The organism is Kitasatospora sp. NBC_00240, assembly GCF_026342405.1.
Classification (GTDB): domain Bacteria; phylum Actinomycetota; class Actinomycetes; order Streptomycetales; family Streptomycetaceae; genus Kitasatospora.
This window is the reverse complement of sequence record NZ_JAPEMU010000001.1, coordinates 8399403-8414766: the sequence shown is the minus strand read 5'-3', so window position 1 is coordinate 8414766 and position 15364 is coordinate 8399403. Positions and strand designations below refer to the sequence as shown.

15 protein-coding genes and 2 pseudogenes are annotated in these 15364 nt (G+C 71.3%); 11 read left to right on the top strand and 6 right to left on the bottom strand.

Annotated features, from left to right (window positions below; translation table 11 throughout):
• Positions 1-86: 86 nt before the first annotated feature.
• Positions 87-383 (top strand): hypothetical protein, encoded by a 297-nt coding sequence (locus OG689_RS35835; RefSeq protein ID WP_266325364.1) that lies wholly within the window; start codon positions 87-89, stop codon positions 381-383.
• A gap of 391 nt (positions 384-774) precedes the next feature.
• Positions 775-1302: a GNAT family N-acetyltransferase gene (locus OG689_RS35830; RefSeq protein ID WP_266327677.1), complete on the top strand. Its 528-nt coding sequence runs from the start codon at positions 775-777 to the stop codon at positions 1300-1302.
• Between the two features lie 31 nt (positions 1303-1333).
• On the opposite strand, the gene OG689_RS35825 is transcribed toward OG689_RS35830, so the two are convergent.
• Positions 1334-2554 (bottom strand): alpha/beta fold hydrolase, encoded by a 1221-nt coding sequence (locus OG689_RS35825; protein ID WP_266325362.1) that lies wholly within the window; start codon positions 2552-2554, stop codon positions 1334-1336.
• Positions 2555-2659: 105 nt separating this feature from the next.
• Here OG689_RS35825 and OG689_RS35820 point away from each other — a divergent pair, with 105 nt between their 5' ends.
• On the top strand, positions 2660-3283 hold the full coding sequence (locus tag OG689_RS35820) for a TetR/AcrR family transcriptional regulator (protein ID WP_266325360.1): 624 nt from the start codon (positions 2660-2662) through the stop codon (positions 3281-3283).
• 292 nt (positions 3284-3575) lie between these two features.
• Positions 3576-3722 (top strand): annotated as a pseudogene (locus tag OG689_RS35815) (IS110 family transposase); the annotation flags it as partial.
• Between the two features lie 119 nt (positions 3723-3841).
• On the opposite strand, the gene OG689_RS35810 reads toward OG689_RS35815, so the two are convergent.
• Positions 3842-4630: a hypothetical protein gene (locus OG689_RS35810; protein WP_266325358.1), complete on the bottom strand. Its 789-nt coding sequence runs from the start codon at positions 4628-4630 to the stop codon at positions 3842-3844.
• Between the two features lie 176 nt (positions 4631-4806).
• Here OG689_RS35810 and OG689_RS35805 point away from each other — a divergent pair, with 176 nt between their 5' ends.
• A complete protein-coding gene (locus OG689_RS35805) occupies positions 4807-5151 on the top strand; it encodes a LysM peptidoglycan-binding domain-containing protein (RefSeq protein WP_266325356.1) in 345 nt (114 codons plus the stop codon).
• Between the two features lie 88 nt (positions 5152-5239).
• Here the strand turns inward: OG689_RS35805 and OG689_RS35800 are convergent, their stop codons facing one another.
• Positions 5240-5518: a peptidoglycan-binding protein gene (locus tag OG689_RS35800; protein WP_266325354.1), complete on the bottom strand. Its 279-nt coding sequence runs from the start codon at positions 5516-5518 to the stop codon at positions 5240-5242.
• A 226-nt stretch (positions 5519-5744) separates the two neighbouring features.
• Here OG689_RS35800 and OG689_RS35795 point away from each other — a divergent pair, with 226 nt between their 5' ends.
• Complete coding sequence (locus tag OG689_RS35795; protein ID WP_266325352.1) at positions 5745-6863, top strand: hypothetical protein; 1119 nt, start codon at positions 5745-5747, stop codon at positions 6861-6863.
• 541 nt (positions 6864-7404) lie between these two features.
• On the opposite strand, the gene OG689_RS35790 is transcribed toward OG689_RS35795, so the two are convergent.
• The gene (locus OG689_RS35790; protein ID WP_266327675.1) at positions 7405-8214 is read right to left on the bottom strand and encodes a sterol desaturase family protein; all 810 of its coding nucleotides are present in this window, start codon (positions 8212-8214) and stop codon (positions 7405-7407) included.
• Positions 8215-8816: 602 nt separating this feature from the next.
• Here OG689_RS35790 and OG689_RS35785 point away from each other — a divergent pair.
• From OG689_RS35785 to OG689_RS44925, 3 genes and pseudogenes are all read left to right on the top strand, one after another.
• Positions 8817-9506, top strand: a complete 690-nt coding sequence (locus OG689_RS35785; protein ID WP_266325350.1) for a TetR/AcrR family transcriptional regulator — start codon at positions 8817-8819, stop codon at positions 9504-9506.
• Between the two features lie 50 nt (positions 9507-9556).
• A pseudogene (locus OG689_RS44930) lies at positions 9557-10024 on the top strand (MFS transporter); the annotation flags it as partial.
• 127 nt (positions 10025-10151) lie between these two features.
• A complete protein-coding gene (locus OG689_RS44925) occupies positions 10152-10934 on the top strand; it encodes an MFS transporter (RefSeq protein WP_323189358.1) in 783 nt (260 codons plus the stop codon).
• 436 nt (positions 10935-11370) lie between these two features.
• On the opposite strand, the gene OG689_RS35775 is transcribed toward OG689_RS44925, so the two are convergent.
• The gene (locus OG689_RS35775) at positions 11371-12495 is read right to left on the bottom strand and encodes an acyl-CoA thioesterase/BAAT N-terminal domain-containing protein (RefSeq protein WP_266325348.1); all 1125 of its coding nucleotides are present in this window, start codon (positions 12493-12495) and stop codon (positions 11371-11373) included.
• A gap of 967 nt (positions 12496-13462) precedes the next feature.
• On the opposite strand from OG689_RS35775, the gene OG689_RS35770 reads away from it, so the two are divergent.
• On the top strand, positions 13463-13810 hold the full coding sequence (locus tag OG689_RS35770; protein WP_266325346.1) for a hypothetical protein: 348 nt from the start codon (positions 13463-13465) through the stop codon (positions 13808-13810).
• Here OG689_RS35770 and OG689_RS35765 read toward each other — a convergent pair.
• Entirely contained in the window at positions 13776-14147 is a 372-nt protein-coding gene (locus OG689_RS35765) for a helix-turn-helix domain-containing protein (RefSeq protein ID WP_266325344.1), read from the bottom strand. The two genes, OG689_RS35770 and OG689_RS35765, sit on opposite strands and share 35 nt — an antisense overlap.
• A gap of 92 nt (positions 14148-14239) precedes the next feature.
• On the opposite strand from OG689_RS35765, the gene OG689_RS35760 reads away from it, so the two are divergent.
• A complete protein-coding gene (locus tag OG689_RS35760) occupies positions 14240-15079 on the top strand; it encodes an NAD(P)H-binding protein (RefSeq protein ID WP_266325342.1) in 840 nt (279 codons plus the stop codon).
• Positions 15080-15364 lie beyond the last annotated feature (285 nt).

The following is a 15364-nucleotide window of genomic DNA, read 5'->3' as shown; positions in this document are numbered from 1 at the left end:
TTCCGGGTACGCCTTCTGGGCCGGCGCCTCCATGACCGGTACGCTGCCGTGGACGGCCCGTGCCGTCGTCGACGCGGGGGGCGCACATGTCGAGCACCGTTTTCCTGATCCTCGCCCTCGGCCCGCTCGTCCTCGTCCTGGCGGTGATCGCCGTGCAGCGGGCGAACGCGGTCGACGACGCCTACACCGGGGAGGTCACCGCCCGGTGGGTGAGCAGCTCGACCGGCACCTACGGCACGACGACCCGCTGCATGATGCGGATCCGCACCGACGAGGGACAGGAGCTCGCCGTGGCGGTGGACGGCCGGACGTACAACGCGCTCGGCGTCGGCGACCGGGTGGTCAAGACGCCTGGTGCGCGCTGGCCGGTGCGGTCGGGGTGAGTCCTCCGGCGGCTCCGCCCGGCCTGACACGGCCGCGCCGGCTGCTCGCGGGGGCGGCCGACGCCCGCCCGGGGGGTCTGTCAAGGCCGAAGTTCCGGCTCCGGTCGGGTGCGAGCCGACCGGTTCGCATCCTCCGCAGCGCGGGCGCGGTGTCGGTGAGCGGCCGGAGGCCTGGGCGTCCGCGGTACCGGTGGTGGCGGGTGGCGCCGGCGCGCCTGATCAGCGCGGCGTGGTTTCCTCCCCCGCGGTCTCCGCGAGGAGTGCACCTCCCCCGTGTGGCCGGCATGCGCAACCGCTTCAGCGCCGCGCTCAACGCCCTGGCGTCCGGCAGCAGTCGTGCGCGAGTGTGGGACCGCTACGCCCACGACACCCAGGGGGTCATGTGACCGACATGGAGCTGCGACATCATCCACGGCTCACCGAGCCGGTCCGCCGGACCCTCGTCGACGTGTACTCCGACGTCCGGGCGCCGCTGCTCCACCTGCCCAACTACGCGGTCACCGCCTTCGCGGAACGCCTCGACCGGCACGGCTCGGAACCCGGCTTCGAGGCCGTCATCGGCTACGACGCGGGCCTGCCCGTCGGCTACGCCTACGGCAACACGATCGAGTCCGGCGACCCGTGGTGGGCCCGCATGAGCAGACCGATGCCCGGCGAGATCACCGCTCACCCCACGCTGGCACTGAAGGAGATCGGGGTGCGTTCCCGCTGGCGCGGCACCGGTGCGGCCCGCCGCATCCACGACGAACTCCTGGCCGGGCGCAGCGAGGAGCAGGTGGCGCTCATGGTCAACCCGGCGGCCGGCGACGGAAAGGTCGTAGCGCTCTACCGGGCGTGGGGCTACGAGCCGGTCAACGAGGTGCCGCCGACTTCGGAGGCACCCCCGTTGATCGCGATGGTCCGGCCGATTCCCAGGTAGGGCCCCGTCGCGGTGCCGGGTCGTCGGCTCCTCAGGCGGTCGCTTTGAGGATGTCGTCGAGCCAGTCGTAGATGCGGGCCTGGGTCAGGCGCATGGCGCCGGGGTGGCAGTGGGCGCCGGCACCCTCCTCGGCGGTGAACACCATCAGGGTCCTGGGGCAGGTGAGGTGGTCGTAGAGCTGTTCGGGCTGGCCCTTGAAGAACATGTCCTCCTCGGCGTCGCACACCAGGGTGGGGCACTGGATCCGTTCGGCGATGCCGCCGGCGAGGGTGTAGTCGAGGTAGGAGGCGTTGAAGGCGCGGGGGGTGTCGACACCCATGACGTACATGCCGTGGTTGATCGCCCAGCGGGCGATCGGATCCTTGGCCATGATCTGCTCGAGGGCGGCGTCGAGTTCGGGAGCGGACTGTGCGCGCAGGAGCCGCTCGGCCTCCTCGCGGGTGCCGGGGATGTTGCGGACGGAGGTCTCGCCGAGGTCGTAGAGGCCGTCGACGGCGACCAGCGCGGCCAGGCGGTGCTCGAACGCGGCGGCCCTGGGGGCGAGGATCCCGCCCATGCTGATTCCGAGGAGCGCGATGCGGCTGTTGTCGACGTCCGGGAGGGTCTCGGCGAAGTCCACGACCGGGGTGACGACGTTCTCCCAGTCGGGACGGAACACCAGGCCCTCGTGGTGACGCGGACCGGGCATGCCGGGGCCGTCGAAGACCAGCACGGTGTAGCCGCGCTCGACGCCGGCCATCGCCCCGAAGAAGTGCAGTTCCTCCGCGGTGCCGTCGAAGCCGTTGTGCATGATCAGCGTCGGCCGCGGGGTGCCGGAGTCGTCGACGCGGTACAGGTAGCCCGGCAGGGTGGTGCCCTCGTACGGGATCTCGACCGGCTCGATGATCGGGGTGAACAGCGCGGCCGCCGCTCGGAAGCACGCCACGCTGCGGTCGTAGGCGTGGTCGTGCCGCGGGTCGCAGGGGTGGCCGTGCAGGAAGAACTCCGCCGACCGGTAGTAGTTCGAGGCCCGCAGGAAGCCGTCCCGGGCACTCACCCGGTGACCGGCCGCCAGCGCCTTCTCGGCCTGGCCGGACACCTGGTCGGCGGTGGCCGTCCACTCGGTGTACCAGCTGGCGTAGTCGCCCTCGGTGATGCGCTCACCGGTGGCGACGACCTCGCCGAAGTCGGCCCCGCCGTAGGCGATGTGGCTCATCGAGCGCAGGGTCTCGTACCAGAACTGGATGTTGTTCGGGAACAGCAGCTGCTTCATCGGACACGCTCTCCTCGGATGCATTAAGCACTGATCTGTGCTTACGACGAGAACCGTAGCCCCTCCGAGGCACCCAAAGCAAACATCTGTGCTTACGATGGGGAAGTGACTTCGAAACAACCGACCGCACGCATCCGCAAGAGCCCCGAACAGGTCCGCGAGGCCGTCCACCAGGCCGTCATCGACCTGCTCTCCGACCCGGGCGGCGAAGACCTCAACATCCCCGCGATCGCGCAACGCGCCGGCGTCAACCACACCAGCGTCTACCGGCGCTGGGGCAGCCTCGACACGCTCCTGGCCGACATGGTCACCACCCGGCTCGAACGCGACTCACCGCTGAACGACACCGGCACCCTGCGCGGCGACCTCCTCGCCTGGGCGGAAACCAGCGTCGCCAGCATCCGCACCCCCCAAGGACGCGCCCTCGTACGCGCCGTCATCCTCTCCATGCCCAACAGCGCCCAGGCCCAGGACGAGCGAGCCCAGCACTTCCGACGCCGGATGCACTCCATCGAACAGATCCGCCAGCGGGCCACCGCCCGCGGCGAGACCCCACCACCCCTGGAACAGATCCTCGACCAACTCATCGCACCGTTCTACCTGCGGGCGATCTTCGGCATCGACCCACCGGCCACCGGCTACCCCGAACTCCTCGTCGACCGACTGCTCGCCAGCAGGGACGCCGGCCCCGGCGTCGACCGACGCACCGCGGCACGGACGCAGCCGTAGTCGCCGCACCGGCCGGGCATGCGGCATGCGGCAGTACCGGTGCGGCAGGACTGGTGACCGACGAGGCTCCCTCGGCTGGCCGCTCGAGACGTAGGACATCTCGCTCGACCGCCCGGGAGCCTCGTTCGTTCCGCCCGCACGCCGACCCGCCCGGCCATCACCCGATCGGAGCCCGGCCTGAAAGCGCTCCTCACCGTGTTGGCGGGTTGATCCCGGTCCTTCGTACGATCGGGAGACCCAGGGGCCTGGGTGTGGCTGAAAGCTCTCATGCCGTACGTGTGGCTTTGACTGATTGGCCGCCCAGATCACCGCCCGTTTCTGCCCCACGTCGAAGACGTTCTGCGACCGGAAGAGAAGCGAGGGCAAGAGCCTCACGCAGGCGATCCTCGCTTTGGCCCGCCGCCGTCTCGACGTCCTACGGGCTCTCATCCGCGACCACCGCACCCTCACCACCGAGCCGCCCCAACCCGATCTCACCTCGGCACAGCGGTCTTGTGACTGTGCGCTTCATGTGGGCTCTTGGCCGCACCTGGTCGTTCCCAGGCCGGGCGGTCGGGATCAGAGGGCCCAGGGCAGTCGGAGGGCCTCGATTTCCGTGTCGTTCAGGAGGGCCTCAACGAGCGGGGCAGGGCCCGCCACTTTGGTGGCCCAGAGGTCGTAGTCCGTGCAGAGGACCCAGGACCGGTCCTGGGCCCAGAGGTTGGACGGGGTCCAGCCGTCCTCCTCCGGGTGGTCGTACAACGCCTTGGCATCCGCGAGCGTGCCGGCCCGGACGTGCAGGTTGTCGAAGTCCTCGGCCTTCTGCAACAGCGGGTTGTAGTAGGCCAGGCAGCGGGTCTCGGCACCCTGCGGGCTGTGCTCGGTGAGGATGTCGACCAGGCGGTTCCAGTCGGTCCGGTCCAGGCTGCCCTCGGACGGCCCGTCGATGCCGACAGGCCAGCCGCTCGGCTCCCGGAGCGAAGGGAAGGAGCGGTAGCAGGGCAGCCGCCCCTCGGGCGCCACGGGATCACCGGTCCGCCGCGAGAGCTCCGCCCAGCGCAGCCGGCGCCAACGGGGGCCGCGGGGCTCACCCGGCGTCCCCCCGAACACGTCCGCGGGATCGAGGCCCGGGATGATCTCGGGCCCGCCGCCATTCAGCACTGCTCGTTGATACGCGACATAGGACATGTCGGTGGGCCCGAGTTCGTGTTCGTACATGGAGTGGAGCACCCAGGCGGCGTCGGGCAGTGCCGGCGGCATGAAGCCGGTGATCCCGTCATCGTCGGCCAGGTCCCGCAGCCAATCAGTCTCCCCAGCCGCGGTCAGCGGCCACCGAGCGGTCGCCAGAGCAGCGTCTATCTCGTTCATCCGTTCAGGATCCCACCCGCCCCAACGGCGAGCGCCGGAATCACTTCCCGGCCTCCACCACGTACCCGGCGCCCTTGACGGATCAGTGACATCCGCATAGGCCGCCCGACCTGACCGAATGCGGGTCCGCCATTCTCCCCGAGCGGGCCGGATCTGTTCGGCCTACGCTCGGAGATATGACGACAAACACCGCGAACATCACCTACTACACCGTCCGGTCCGGTGACACCCTGACGTCCATCGGGGTCATTTTCGGCACGACGGTCGAGCAGCTCGTCGAGTGGAACAATCTTCCTGATCCCGACCTCATCAGGGTCGGCCAGCGACTGATCGTCACGCGGGCGAGTTCTTCCCACGATTCCTACTACATTGTCAGGTCGGGTGACACGCTCACATCCATTGCGGATATGTTCGGCACGACGATCGATCAGCTGGTCCGGTGGAACGGGATTCCTGATCCCGACCTCATCAAGGTCGACCAGCGGCTCATCGTCGCCAAATCGGTGCCCATGGCCGCCTGAATGGGAGGAGCGACTGGCGATTGCGATCCAACCGCCATTCGCTCCTTGGAGATTCGTTCCCGTGATGGGCAGCGGGCGGCGAAGAGACTCAGCAGGCGAAGCCCGTCGAGTTGGCCCAGAACGTCAGGAACGACCAGGTCTGAGAGCCGATGAGGCCATCGACGGTGATTTTGGCGCACTGCTGGAACCGTCTCGTCGCGGCGTCGGTCACGGGACCGAATTCACCATCCACAACAAGCCCTTCTCCGGTCAGCGAGAAATTGAGGAAGCACTGCGCCTGTTTGACCGCATCCCCCGACGAGCCTTGCTTGAGTGTCGGCCGGGCATTGGTGTAGTTGCAGCGCTGGGTCACCGAGCTGTCTGTCATCGTCACAATTCCTTTACGTTCGCACCCGAACGGGTGAGCTGGCCTGGCGGGACGCTCCCATGGAATCACAGGTCCCCATACCCCGCAGTCCGGCGAAGGCGTCAAAGGCGACCCCTTATGACACCCCGCAAGGCGGAGAAATCGACCACGCGTGGACCAATCCCGGCCAGCAGCCACTCCGGTGAGGGATGATGAGAGTCAATCCTTTGCACACAAACGGAGTATCATGACTGAACGCGAGGAATCCGAGCCCCCTGCGGAGTCCGCGGCACCCGGGTCACCCCCGGAGCCCGATGCGTCGTCGACGGGCTCCCGGGTCGCCAGGTTCTTCGGTGCGGACCGCCGAACGTCTGCGTGGCGCGAGCGCACTCTCGTGCGGGCGCGCTACCTGGCCGTGCAGCTGGACCGTGAACGGCTCCGCCAGCCGGAGGACCCTGTTCGCAAGGCCCTCATCGCGGGGATGGCCACGCTCCTGGCAGAGGCTCAGGCAGGAGCACGCGAGCGGTGTCTCGCCTCTCCCGGGTCCGGGGCGTCCCTGGAGCGGGCGTCCGCGAATCTTCGGGCTGCGGAGTTGATCCTGCTGGAGCTCGTCGCCGACGAGGAGCTGGGCAGCTGGGTCGCCGAGGTGCAGGAGTGCGCTGAATCCAGCCTCCGGAAAGCCGATCCGCACCGCATCGCTCTGGCCGCCGCGATCAAGAAGCAGAATGGGCAGGGGGGTGCGATCCCTGATCGCCGGCTGCTCATCGGAACACTCAGTTCTGCCTACACCGAGCTGGGCAAGGAGTACACCCGGGTCCGCAGTCTGCGGAACATCCTCATCGCGGCCACAGTGGTGGTGTTCCTCGGCGCGGCCGGGCTCGCCCTCTTCGGCTGGTTCGCGCCGCAGACGCTGAGTCTCTGCTTCGAGCCGAAGGACACCACCACCACGATCGTCTGCCCTTCGATTCAGCGCGATGCCACAGAGACGGTGACCGTGGAGACGTTGGCCAACCGGAAGGACGCCCTGCTGGTCGAGGTGGCGGGGGCGGCCGGGGCCACCCTGACGGTCGTCGCCTCGCTGCCTCGCATCCAGGGCACCAGCACCCCCTACATGCTTCCGCTGGCGGCGGCACTGCTGAAGGTGCCCACCGGAGCTCTCTCCGCCTTTCTCGGTGTGCTGCTCATTCGCGGCGAGTTCATCCCGGGGCTCAGCAACCTGGACAGCAGCGGTCAGGTCCTGGCGTGGGGCGTGGTTTTCGGCGCCTCCCAGCATCTGGTGACCCGCTTCGTCGACACGCGTGCCCAGGAGACGCTCACGAACACGGGAAAGCCGACGGCCGGCACAAGCGCCGACAAGAAGGAGTGAGGACGCACCGCCGCCCTCGACGCCGGCGGCCGCCGCCGCACAAGGCCCCTGGCGGGCCGGGGCGTCGGCGGGCGCCGGTCACCGGGGCGGAGAGGCCGCACGGCCCGTACCTGGCGGGGCGGGGCCTCACGCGGCCGGCCCTCGCCCGTGCGGGGAGGGCCGCTGCCGTCGCGGATGCGGCCGCACTTCCCGGCGGGTGCCCCTGCGTGCCGACGGGACCGGCCCTCCACGGACTGTGACGCCGTCTCAGGCAGGACCGCCGGCCGGCCGACCGCGATCCCGACAACGGAGCGGCAGCACGGCCGGGACGGGCAGGCGGCGAGCAGCGGGCGGCGGGCGGCCCTGGGAACGAAGGCGCGACCGGCGGCGGGCCGCAGGGCGGCACCCAGCAGCCGCGGGCCCGGCCCCGACGGCGCGCAGGCCGTGGCGGCCGGACGTGGCGGGGAACCCAGGCCCTCGACGGCATCCGAATCCCCCACGCCGGCATTGTCCCGGCCTCCCTGGTCCTCCGGCTCCGCGAACCGGCCAGGTGATCATTTGTTCAGACGGGCTCTGCGGTGCCGGTCGGATCCCCCGGTTCCCGGCCCGGGGTCACTCCCGCCGGCGGCGGCCGATCGGCGGCGCGCGCCCGGTCGTAGCCCGGGTCCACGGTGCCGAACAGCCGGTCCCAGACGGTGGTGTAGAAGCCCAGGTTGACGCCCGGGTCGGCGTGGTGGCCCGCGTGGAACATCGGCAGCGCCACCCAGTGGAACAGCCGTCGACGCCGGACGGAGGCCGGGAACGGCTCCACCCCGAGGTGGCCGAGCAGCCCGAACACCAGGTTGACCGCCACGTACCCGCCGACCGCCACGATCGACATGCCCCAAAGACAGAGCACCACCAGCCAGGCCCCGCCGAAGCCGAGCACCTCCAGCGGGTGCAGCACGAAGAGCGTCGAGGGCCGCGGGTCCGGGTAGCGGTGGTGCATCTCGTGCGCCAGCTGGTACAGCCGACGGCGGTGGGCCATCCAGTGGCCGGCGTACATCAACGCGTCCATCAGCAGGGTGAAGAGCAGCAGTTCGACCAGCGCACGCAGCCCGGTGTCCGCCGTCAACCGGATCCAGCCGGCCCGCCAGAGCAGCCAACCGGCCACCCCCACAAGAGCGTTGAGCACCACGGCGGTGGCCACCAACGTCCGTTCGGCCCGGCCGACCGGGCCCGGCTCCGGCGTCACCCGGCGCTGCCCGAACCGCCGCACCAGCAGCCCGCCCACCAGCACCGACACCACCAGCATTCCGACGTTCACCGCCAGGGCCCCGGCGACCACCTCGGCCACCCCTCGCCGGGCGCCCCACTCCAGCACCGCGTCCATGTCCACCCCCGGATCGACCCGACCTTCCGGGTGAAGCTTCCCGCATCGGGCCCCGGGCACCCGGAGGCGGCCGGCGTCGGCGAGCTCCTCCACGCCGTCACAGGCAACGACGACAGCGTGTACTGGCGGTCCTTCGACAGGACCACGTAAGCGGGGTCGCCACGTCCCCGACCCACAAATCCCGGGTGGGGCCGTCCCTGGCGTCGGGGTACAAGGGCCGGCTGTGACTGACAGTGGTCAGCACCGACGGCGTCCCGTGGGTGAACGCCCACGACAGCCCGCGGTGGCGCCCGACGTACAGGAACAACATCGACCGGGTGGTGAGGCAGCCGGTGGCCATGTGCGCCTTCAACGACCACCTGTGGCGGATCTCCGGATCCAGGGGCAGCGAGGTACACCTCGGCACCGCCGGCGGCGGGGCCTCCTGGACGCACCACGGCACCGTCCCCGGCACGCTCGTCCCGAACGCCTGCGCCGCATGTACCCCTGGGGCGCCGGTCCCTCCTCCTGTGCCTGAGCGCGCGCCCCGCCTGCTCTGCCTCACTCCGGCCCCGCCGCGACGGTGGTAGACAGTGTCTACCACCACCTGGTAGACACTGTCCATGCCAGAACCCCAGAACCCGCCGGCGCTGCGCGAGCGGCTGATCGACGCCGGTGTCGAACTCGTCCTCACCGGGGGCGCCGCGGCCGTCGGCCTGCGCGAGACCGCCCGCCGCGCCGGGGTCTCGCACGGCGCCCCGCGCCGCTACTTCCCCACCCACGAGGACCTGCTCGCCGCGATCGCCCGTCGCGGCTTCGCCGAGCTGGCTACCCGCTTCGCCGTCGCCACCGAGGGCGTCGACACGCCGCACGGACGGCTCCGCGCGCTCGGCCGGACGTACGTCGGCTACGCGCTGACGCACCGCGGCATGTTCGAGCTGATGTTCCGTCACGAACTGCTCGACAGCGAACGTCATCCCTCGGACCGGACTCCGCTGCGCGAGTCCACCCTGCCGCTGTTCGGCGCCATCGTCGCGCTCCTCGCCGACGCGGGCCACCAGGAGCCCGAGGTCACCGCCGCCGCGCTCTGGGCCAACCTGCACGGGCTCGCCCAGCTCACCGCCTGGGGCAGCCTGCAGCTCGTCCTCGGGTCCGCCGGAGGAGCGACGGAGGCCGCCGGTGAGGAGCGGGACGAGACCCGCCACGACGCCGGAGGCACAGGCACGGGTGCCGGTACCGGTGACGGGATCGACGGGCGGACCGACCGCCTGATCACCGCCGTACTGGACGCCCACCTGGGGGCCACCCCGTGACCGGAACCGTCCGCCGCCGATTCGCCCTGCTGGCCTCCTCGGCCGGAGCGATGCTGGTCGCCCTCGACGGCACCGTGCTGATGATCGCCCAGCCGGCCCTACGCCAGGACCTGTCCGCCACCACCGCCGAGATCCAGTGGACCAGCACCGGCTACCTGCTCGCCGTCGCCTCCCTCCTGGTCGTGGCCGGTCGGCTCGGTGACCGCCACGGCCACGCCCGACTGCTGCTGCTCGGCACCCTCGGCTTCGCCGTGACCTCCGCCGGCATCGTCCTGGCCCCCGGAGTCGACTGGGTGATCGCGCTGCGGATCCTCCAGGGCGTGTTCGGCGCCCTGCTCCAGCCCGCCACCCTCGCCCTGCTGCGCCGGACCTGGCCGGCGGACCGGATCGCCTCCGCGGTAGCCGTCAGGACCAGCGGGATCGGGCTCGCGGCCGCGGCCGGGCCGCTGCTCGGCGGTGTCCTGGTCGACCACCTCGGCTGGCGGGCGGTGTTCGTCCTCAACATCCCGATCGCCCTGGTGGTGGCGGCCGCCGTCCTCGCCCTGCGGATGCCCCGCCGCCGCTCCCACCCCCGCCCCTGCCGCCGTTCCCGCCCCCGCGGCCGATCGCCGCGGCGCGGGGCCGGGCGCCGCCGTCCGACCGGCGTTGGCCGGGGCGGCACTGGTCGCCGGAACGCTCGCCCTGCTGGTGCACACCCTCGCCGGGGTGCCCGGCCACGGCTGGGACGACCCGCGGACCCTGCTCGGGGCGGCCGCCACCGTCGTGCTCGGCGCCCTGCTGGTCGCGCACGAGCGCCGCAGCACCGAGCCGATCGTGCCGGTCCCGGTGCTCCGCTCCCGCCCGGTCACCGCCTCGATGACGATCCTGCTCTGCGCCTCCGCCGGCCTGTTCGGCGGGCTCTTCACCGCCACCTTCCAGCTCCAGGACGTGGCCGGCCTCGGCCCGCTGGAGAGCGCGCTGAGGGTCCTGCCGCTGACCGTGCTGATGGTGCTCGGCTCGCCCCTCGCGGCGGTCGCCGTACGGCGCCACGGACCGAGAGCCACCGCGCTGACCGGGACCGCCCTGCTCGTCCTCGGCACGGCCGGCCTGTCCCGACTCGGCCCGCAGACCGGTTGGGCCGTCACCGGGCTGCTCTTCACCGTGCTCGGCGCGGGATTCGCAACGGTGATGGTCACCGGCACCGTGGTCGGCGAGGCCCCGGTCGGGTACGCCGGGGTGATCGGCGGCCTCAAGCAGACCGCCGTCAACATCGGCCCCACCCTCGGCATCGCGGTCGCGGCCGGGCTCACCACCGCGGGCGGTCCTCCGCCACCGGGCCCCACTCTGCTCGCCCTGTCCGCCCTGACCGCCCTGGCGCTGGTCCCGGCAGCCCTGCTGCCGGCCGGGCCCACCGGACCGGAACAGGGCGCCCGACCGGCTCCCGCCTGACCCCGTCGCCCGCCAGGTGTGGTTGCCGCGTAATCACACCGGATCGAGGCGCAGCTGCGCAGGCCGGGAAGGTGAAGCCGGTGGCAGCCAGGGCCTTCGGGGGGCGGGGAAACAGCACTCCCCGTGGGGAAACAGCACTCCCGTCATGTGCAGGCGCACCCCGGCGTGCCGCCACTGCCGGCAGGCAAGGACGGCGAACCCGACGGCGCTGCTCGACGGCGCTGCTCGACGGCGATGACGTCGGACACCAGGTCACCGAGCGGACGGCGGCGCGCGGTGCGCGCAGAGCAGAGCCGTCGGTTGACGGACGGGAAGGACGCGCGGGAGGCCGTCCTGGCACAGAGCCGGCAGCGTGTGAGGCCGTCGGCCGGACCGCCGGGCCAGGGAGACTGAGCACCCACCCGCGCCTGACCTGGCTTTCACAGCGGGACGGGCGTCAGGACGTGGGCTCGGCGAGGAGTGCCAGCACCTTGGGCCAACCAGCCGACTGCGCGGCCGCGTTGCCCGCGCGGGTGCCACCCAGGTCGTCCAGCCGACCGCTGGTCGGATTGACGGTCCGGGTGCCGGCCGGGAGGTAGGGGAAGGTGCCCACGCCGTGCCCGGCGTTCGGGTAGATCAGTTCCTCGTGCGGGCGGCTGTCGTTCGCGGCGGCGAGTTCCTGGTTGATCTGCCGCGTCCACATCGGGGAGGGCCACAGCAGGTCGTCGGCACCGGCAAGGGCAAGGACGGGGCCGCTGACCTGGCCGAGCGGAATCGTCTCCTGCGCGATGGGTCGGCTGTCCTTGGTCCACGCGTTGCCTCCACCGGGAAGACCGGGGTTGACCTGCGCAGAGGGTGAGTAGACGACCGCTCCGTGAATCAGGGCCGGGTAGTTCTCGCCGAGGAGCAGGGCAGCCTCGCTGCCGCGCGAGTAGCCCATGGCGACCACGTGCGCGGGGTCGGTGCCCGGCTGGGCTGCCAGCAGGCGGGCTGCGGTGGCGAAGTACTCCAGGGGGATGTCGTGCAAGGTCGCGGGCAGCCCCGGGAGCGCGAAGTAGCCCAGGGCGAGGGCGGGGTAGCCGTGTGAGGCCAGGAGCGCCGCCGTGTACTTCTGGCTGTTCCCGCCCTCGGATCCGCCGAACACCAGGACCGCCGGGTGCCCCGGGGCACCCGCCGGAGGGAGGAACAGCTCGCCGATGACCTGGTCCATGGCGAGGGTGAGTGTCCTGGTGCTGACCCCGTCGGCGACGAATTGGCGCGAGAGGGTGCGTGTGGCGAGTCGGCGCCCGTGCGCCGTGACGGTGATCCGTACATCGTAGGAGTGCTTCAGCTCGGGGTAGATCGGCACGAATGCGCTCTGGTCGGGATTGCCCGTGGGCGGGTCCATCGACCAGAAGAGGCCCATCCCGTCGGCCCCCCGGTAGGTACCGGAGAGCGGGACGGCCGAGTCGAGGGCGACAGCACCATCGGCGTCCGCGCGGAACAGGGCGTGCCCCTGCCACTCCTTCCCCGCGTAGTCGGTTGCCGCGGAGGCGACGGTGACCTCGTCGTCCGCCGCCAGCCCGGTGACGCGCAGGTGCACCGGCTGATCCGCCAGCGAGCTCGCGGCATCAACCTCGACCGCGGCACCAGTGCCAACCGTGGGGCTCGAAGCCCCGGAGCACCCCGACGACCCCAGCCCGAGCACCGCCACCACTGCCACAGCGGCGACCCAGCCCCGCCCACCGACCACCAGTTCCCCCCGGCCCGTCAAAGTGACCAACTTCGCCGGACGATTGCCCGCCTGTCAAGCCGCCGATCCCCATCCGTCCACGGGTCTTGACGATCTCTCGCCTTCCGGGCCTGATCAGCCCCTACGCGTGGACACCCCCGGCCTTGTTCCTCCGCACGTGCCGCGAGGTACTCGGCCCGGTCACGTCGGGCGTGGGCGACCCGGCGCAGGACGGTGTGACGGCGCATCCCGGTCGCGTCGGCGAGGATGGGGCCGGGGAGGATCGCGCCGGGGAGCAGCAGCGAGGGCGGCCGACACCGCAGTCGGGGCAGGTGAGGGCCAGGCCTTCAACCCGCTCCTTCCCGCCGGACCGGGCCGCGTCGACGAAGGCGTCGCCGGGGGCCGACGATCAGCTCCGGCAGGCCCGGGTCCTCGTCGGGTGGTCGGTCGTCGAGGTCGGCCACCGACAGCCCGGCCTCCGGTTCCGGGAGCAGCTGTGGCCAGGTGGGCCCGACCGGCCGGCCGCGCTCCTCCCACGCGTCGCTCTCGTCAGGCCGCCGGGCGCCGGCGGCGTCGGAAGTGACAGCTCGACCTCCGCCGGGGCCCCGGCCGCGACCTGGGCCGCGAAGATCAGCGAGTGGTACGGCCGGCCCGGAGGGATCGGGACGGGTGGCACCCCACCGTCGTCGGCCTTCGAAATTCAGGTATCCAGTAAGTAACTGATCGTCATGTCAGCCTGCTGAAAAGCATTTTGGGATGGGAGGTCACCCCTTGTGGACGTTCACGACGGGGTAGGCCCGCCCGGGCCTCCCCGCTCCAGCGACGGAGGAGCCGTTCGGTGTGCACCGGCACTGCGAAGGCGGCCGTGGCCCGCCGGGCCGTCCGATACCTGCACCGGGGCGACACCGGCGGCCTGGGGCCCGATGCCGACGGCGACGTGGTCCGGATGCTGCTGAGCGGGTCCGTCGCGCCGGGTGTGACCGGGGAGCCGGAGGAGCAGTGGCTGGCACTCAGGTTGTACCTGTGCCGCTGCACGGCGCCTGCCCTGCCCGCCGGCCCGAACGGGACCGATCTGCGGGAGAGTTCGCGCAGCGTGCGCAACGGCGGGGGCGGCCGCGGGCTGCTCGACGGCGGGGCCGCCCACGACCGCACTATGCCGGGCTGCGCGGCGGTAGCCGCTGTGTGATCCGGTTGAACAAGTCCGTCAGTGGCTCGCCGACGTCCTGACCGAACTCGGTCAGTCCATAGGTGACCTGGGGCGGCGTCGTCGGCTCCACCTCCCGCCGGACCAAGCCGTCCTTGACCAACGCGCGCAGGGTCTGAGCGAGCATCTTCTCGCTGACGCCTTGGATGCTGTCGCGCAGCTCGTAGAACCGAAGGTCGTTGCTCCGCAAGGAAATCAGTACCCAGATACCCCACCTGCTGGTCAGGTGGTCGACCACGTCACGAGCGGGGCAGTCGGTGTGAAACACCTCATACCGACGGCTCGCCTCAGCCTGCCTCAGCTGCGCACCTTCCCTCATGTCCGGAGCTTACCTCTGGGTATGTTCTTACGAAAAGTAAGCCCTGCTCCTAGCGTCAATTGCCTTAGCGCACAACGGACCAGGAGCTGAACATGATCGTAGTGACCGGGGCCACCGGGAATGTGGGCCGACCTTTGACGCAGGCCCTGGCCGAGGCGGGCGAGCAGGTGACGGCGGTGTCGCGACATGCGGTGGCGCTGCCGGACGGAGTCCGGCATGTGGCGGCCGACCTGGCCGAGCCGGCAAGCCTCGCACCCGCGTTGGACGGGGCGAAGGCGCTGTTCCTCCTGCTGTCCGGCGACCTGCACGCCCCCGAAGCCAGGCCGGCCGACATCATCGGCCTGGCCGCGGCCAGCGGGGTCCGCCGGGTCGTCCTGCTGTCTTCGCAGGGTGTGGCGACCAGGCCGCTCGGCCCGTCGCGGGTCGCGATGCGCACGGTGGAGGACGCGTTGCGGCGGTCCGGCCTGGATCAGGTCGTCCTGCGACCGGGCGGTTTCGCCTCCAACGCCTTGGCCTGGGCGGAGTCCGTCCGCACGCAAGGAACGGTCGCCTCGCCGTTCGGCGATGTGGGGGTGCCGGTCGTCGACCCGGCGGACATCGCCGAGGTCGCGGCGGCCTGCCTGCTGGACGACCGGCACATCGGCGAGGTGTACGAGCTGACCGGGCCGGAGGTGATCACGCCGCGTCAGCAGGCGGAGGCGATCGCCGCCGCGCTCGGCTCGCCCGTACGGTTCCACGAGCTCACCCGCGACGAGGCCAGGGCCACGATGATCCGGTTCGTGCCGAAGGAACTCGCCGACGACACCCTCGACATCATCTCCGCCCCGAACCCGGCCGAGCTGCGGATCAGCCCGGACGTGGAACGAGTCCTCGGCCGCGCACCGCGCTCCTTCAACGGATGGGTCGCCCGCAACATCACCGCCTTCCGCTGAGGCACGACCCAACCGAAGCACCCGGCAGCCTGGTTGGCTGACCGCGGGCGGGCTCGTGGGTGGTGCCGCGCGCGTACGACGCCAGAAAGGATGAGCACCGACCGCCAGTGACACCTATCGCGCCGAGACGGTGGCGGCCACCGCGCCTCGCCGCGCAGATTCACCCAGCTCGCCAGGTGTCTCCGGTGACAACTGCCGTGCTTCGGCACACCTGCAGCGAACGACCTGCTCACGAGGGGGGCGACCCACGAAATCAGGTGGGCACGCCGCCAGTTTCGGCCCGAT

What these genes read in the sequence shown, in the direction of transcription:
- OG689_RS35835 (WP_266325364.1), top strand. Translation starts at nt 87, where the DNA reads ATGTCGAGCACCGTTTTCCTGATCCTCGCCCTCGGCCCGCTCGTCCTC.
- OG689_RS35765 (WP_266325344.1), bottom strand. Translation starts at nt 14,147, where the DNA reads ATGAGGGAAGGTGCGCAGCTGAGGCAGGCTGAGGCGAGCCGTCGGTAT.
- OG689_RS35830 (WP_266327677.1), top strand. Translation starts at nt 775, where the DNA reads ATGGAGCTGCGACATCATCCACGGCTCACCGAGCCGGTCCGCCGGACC.
- OG689_RS35800 (WP_266325354.1), bottom strand. Translation starts at nt 5,518, where the DNA reads ATGACAGACAGCTCGGTGACCCAGCGCTGCAACTACACCAATGCCCGG.
- OG689_RS35790 (WP_266327675.1), bottom strand. Translation starts at nt 8,214, where the DNA reads ATGGACGCGGTGCTGGAGTGGGGCGCCCGGCGAGGGGTGGCCGAGGTG.
- OG689_RS35795 (WP_266325352.1), top strand. Translation starts at nt 5,745, where the DNA reads ATGACTGAACGCGAGGAATCCGAGCCCCCTGCGGAGTCCGCGGCACCC.
- OG689_RS35785 (WP_266325350.1), top strand. Translation starts at nt 8,817, where the DNA reads ATGCCAGAACCCCAGAACCCGCCGGCGCTGCGCGAGCGGCTGATCGAC.
- OG689_RS35825 (WP_266325362.1), bottom strand. Translation starts at nt 2,554, where the DNA reads ATGAAGCAGCTGCTGTTCCCGAACAACATCCAGTTCTGGTACGAGACC.
- OG689_RS35810 (WP_266325358.1), bottom strand. Translation starts at nt 4,630, where the DNA reads ATGAACGAGATAGACGCTGCTCTGGCGACCGCTCGGTGGCCGCTGACC.
- OG689_RS35760 (WP_266325342.1), top strand. Translation starts at nt 14,240, where the DNA reads ATGATCGTAGTGACCGGGGCCACCGGGAATGTGGGCCGACCTTTGACG.
- OG689_RS35805 (WP_266325356.1), top strand. Translation starts at nt 4,807, where the DNA reads ATGACGACAAACACCGCGAACATCACCTACTACACCGTCCGGTCCGGT.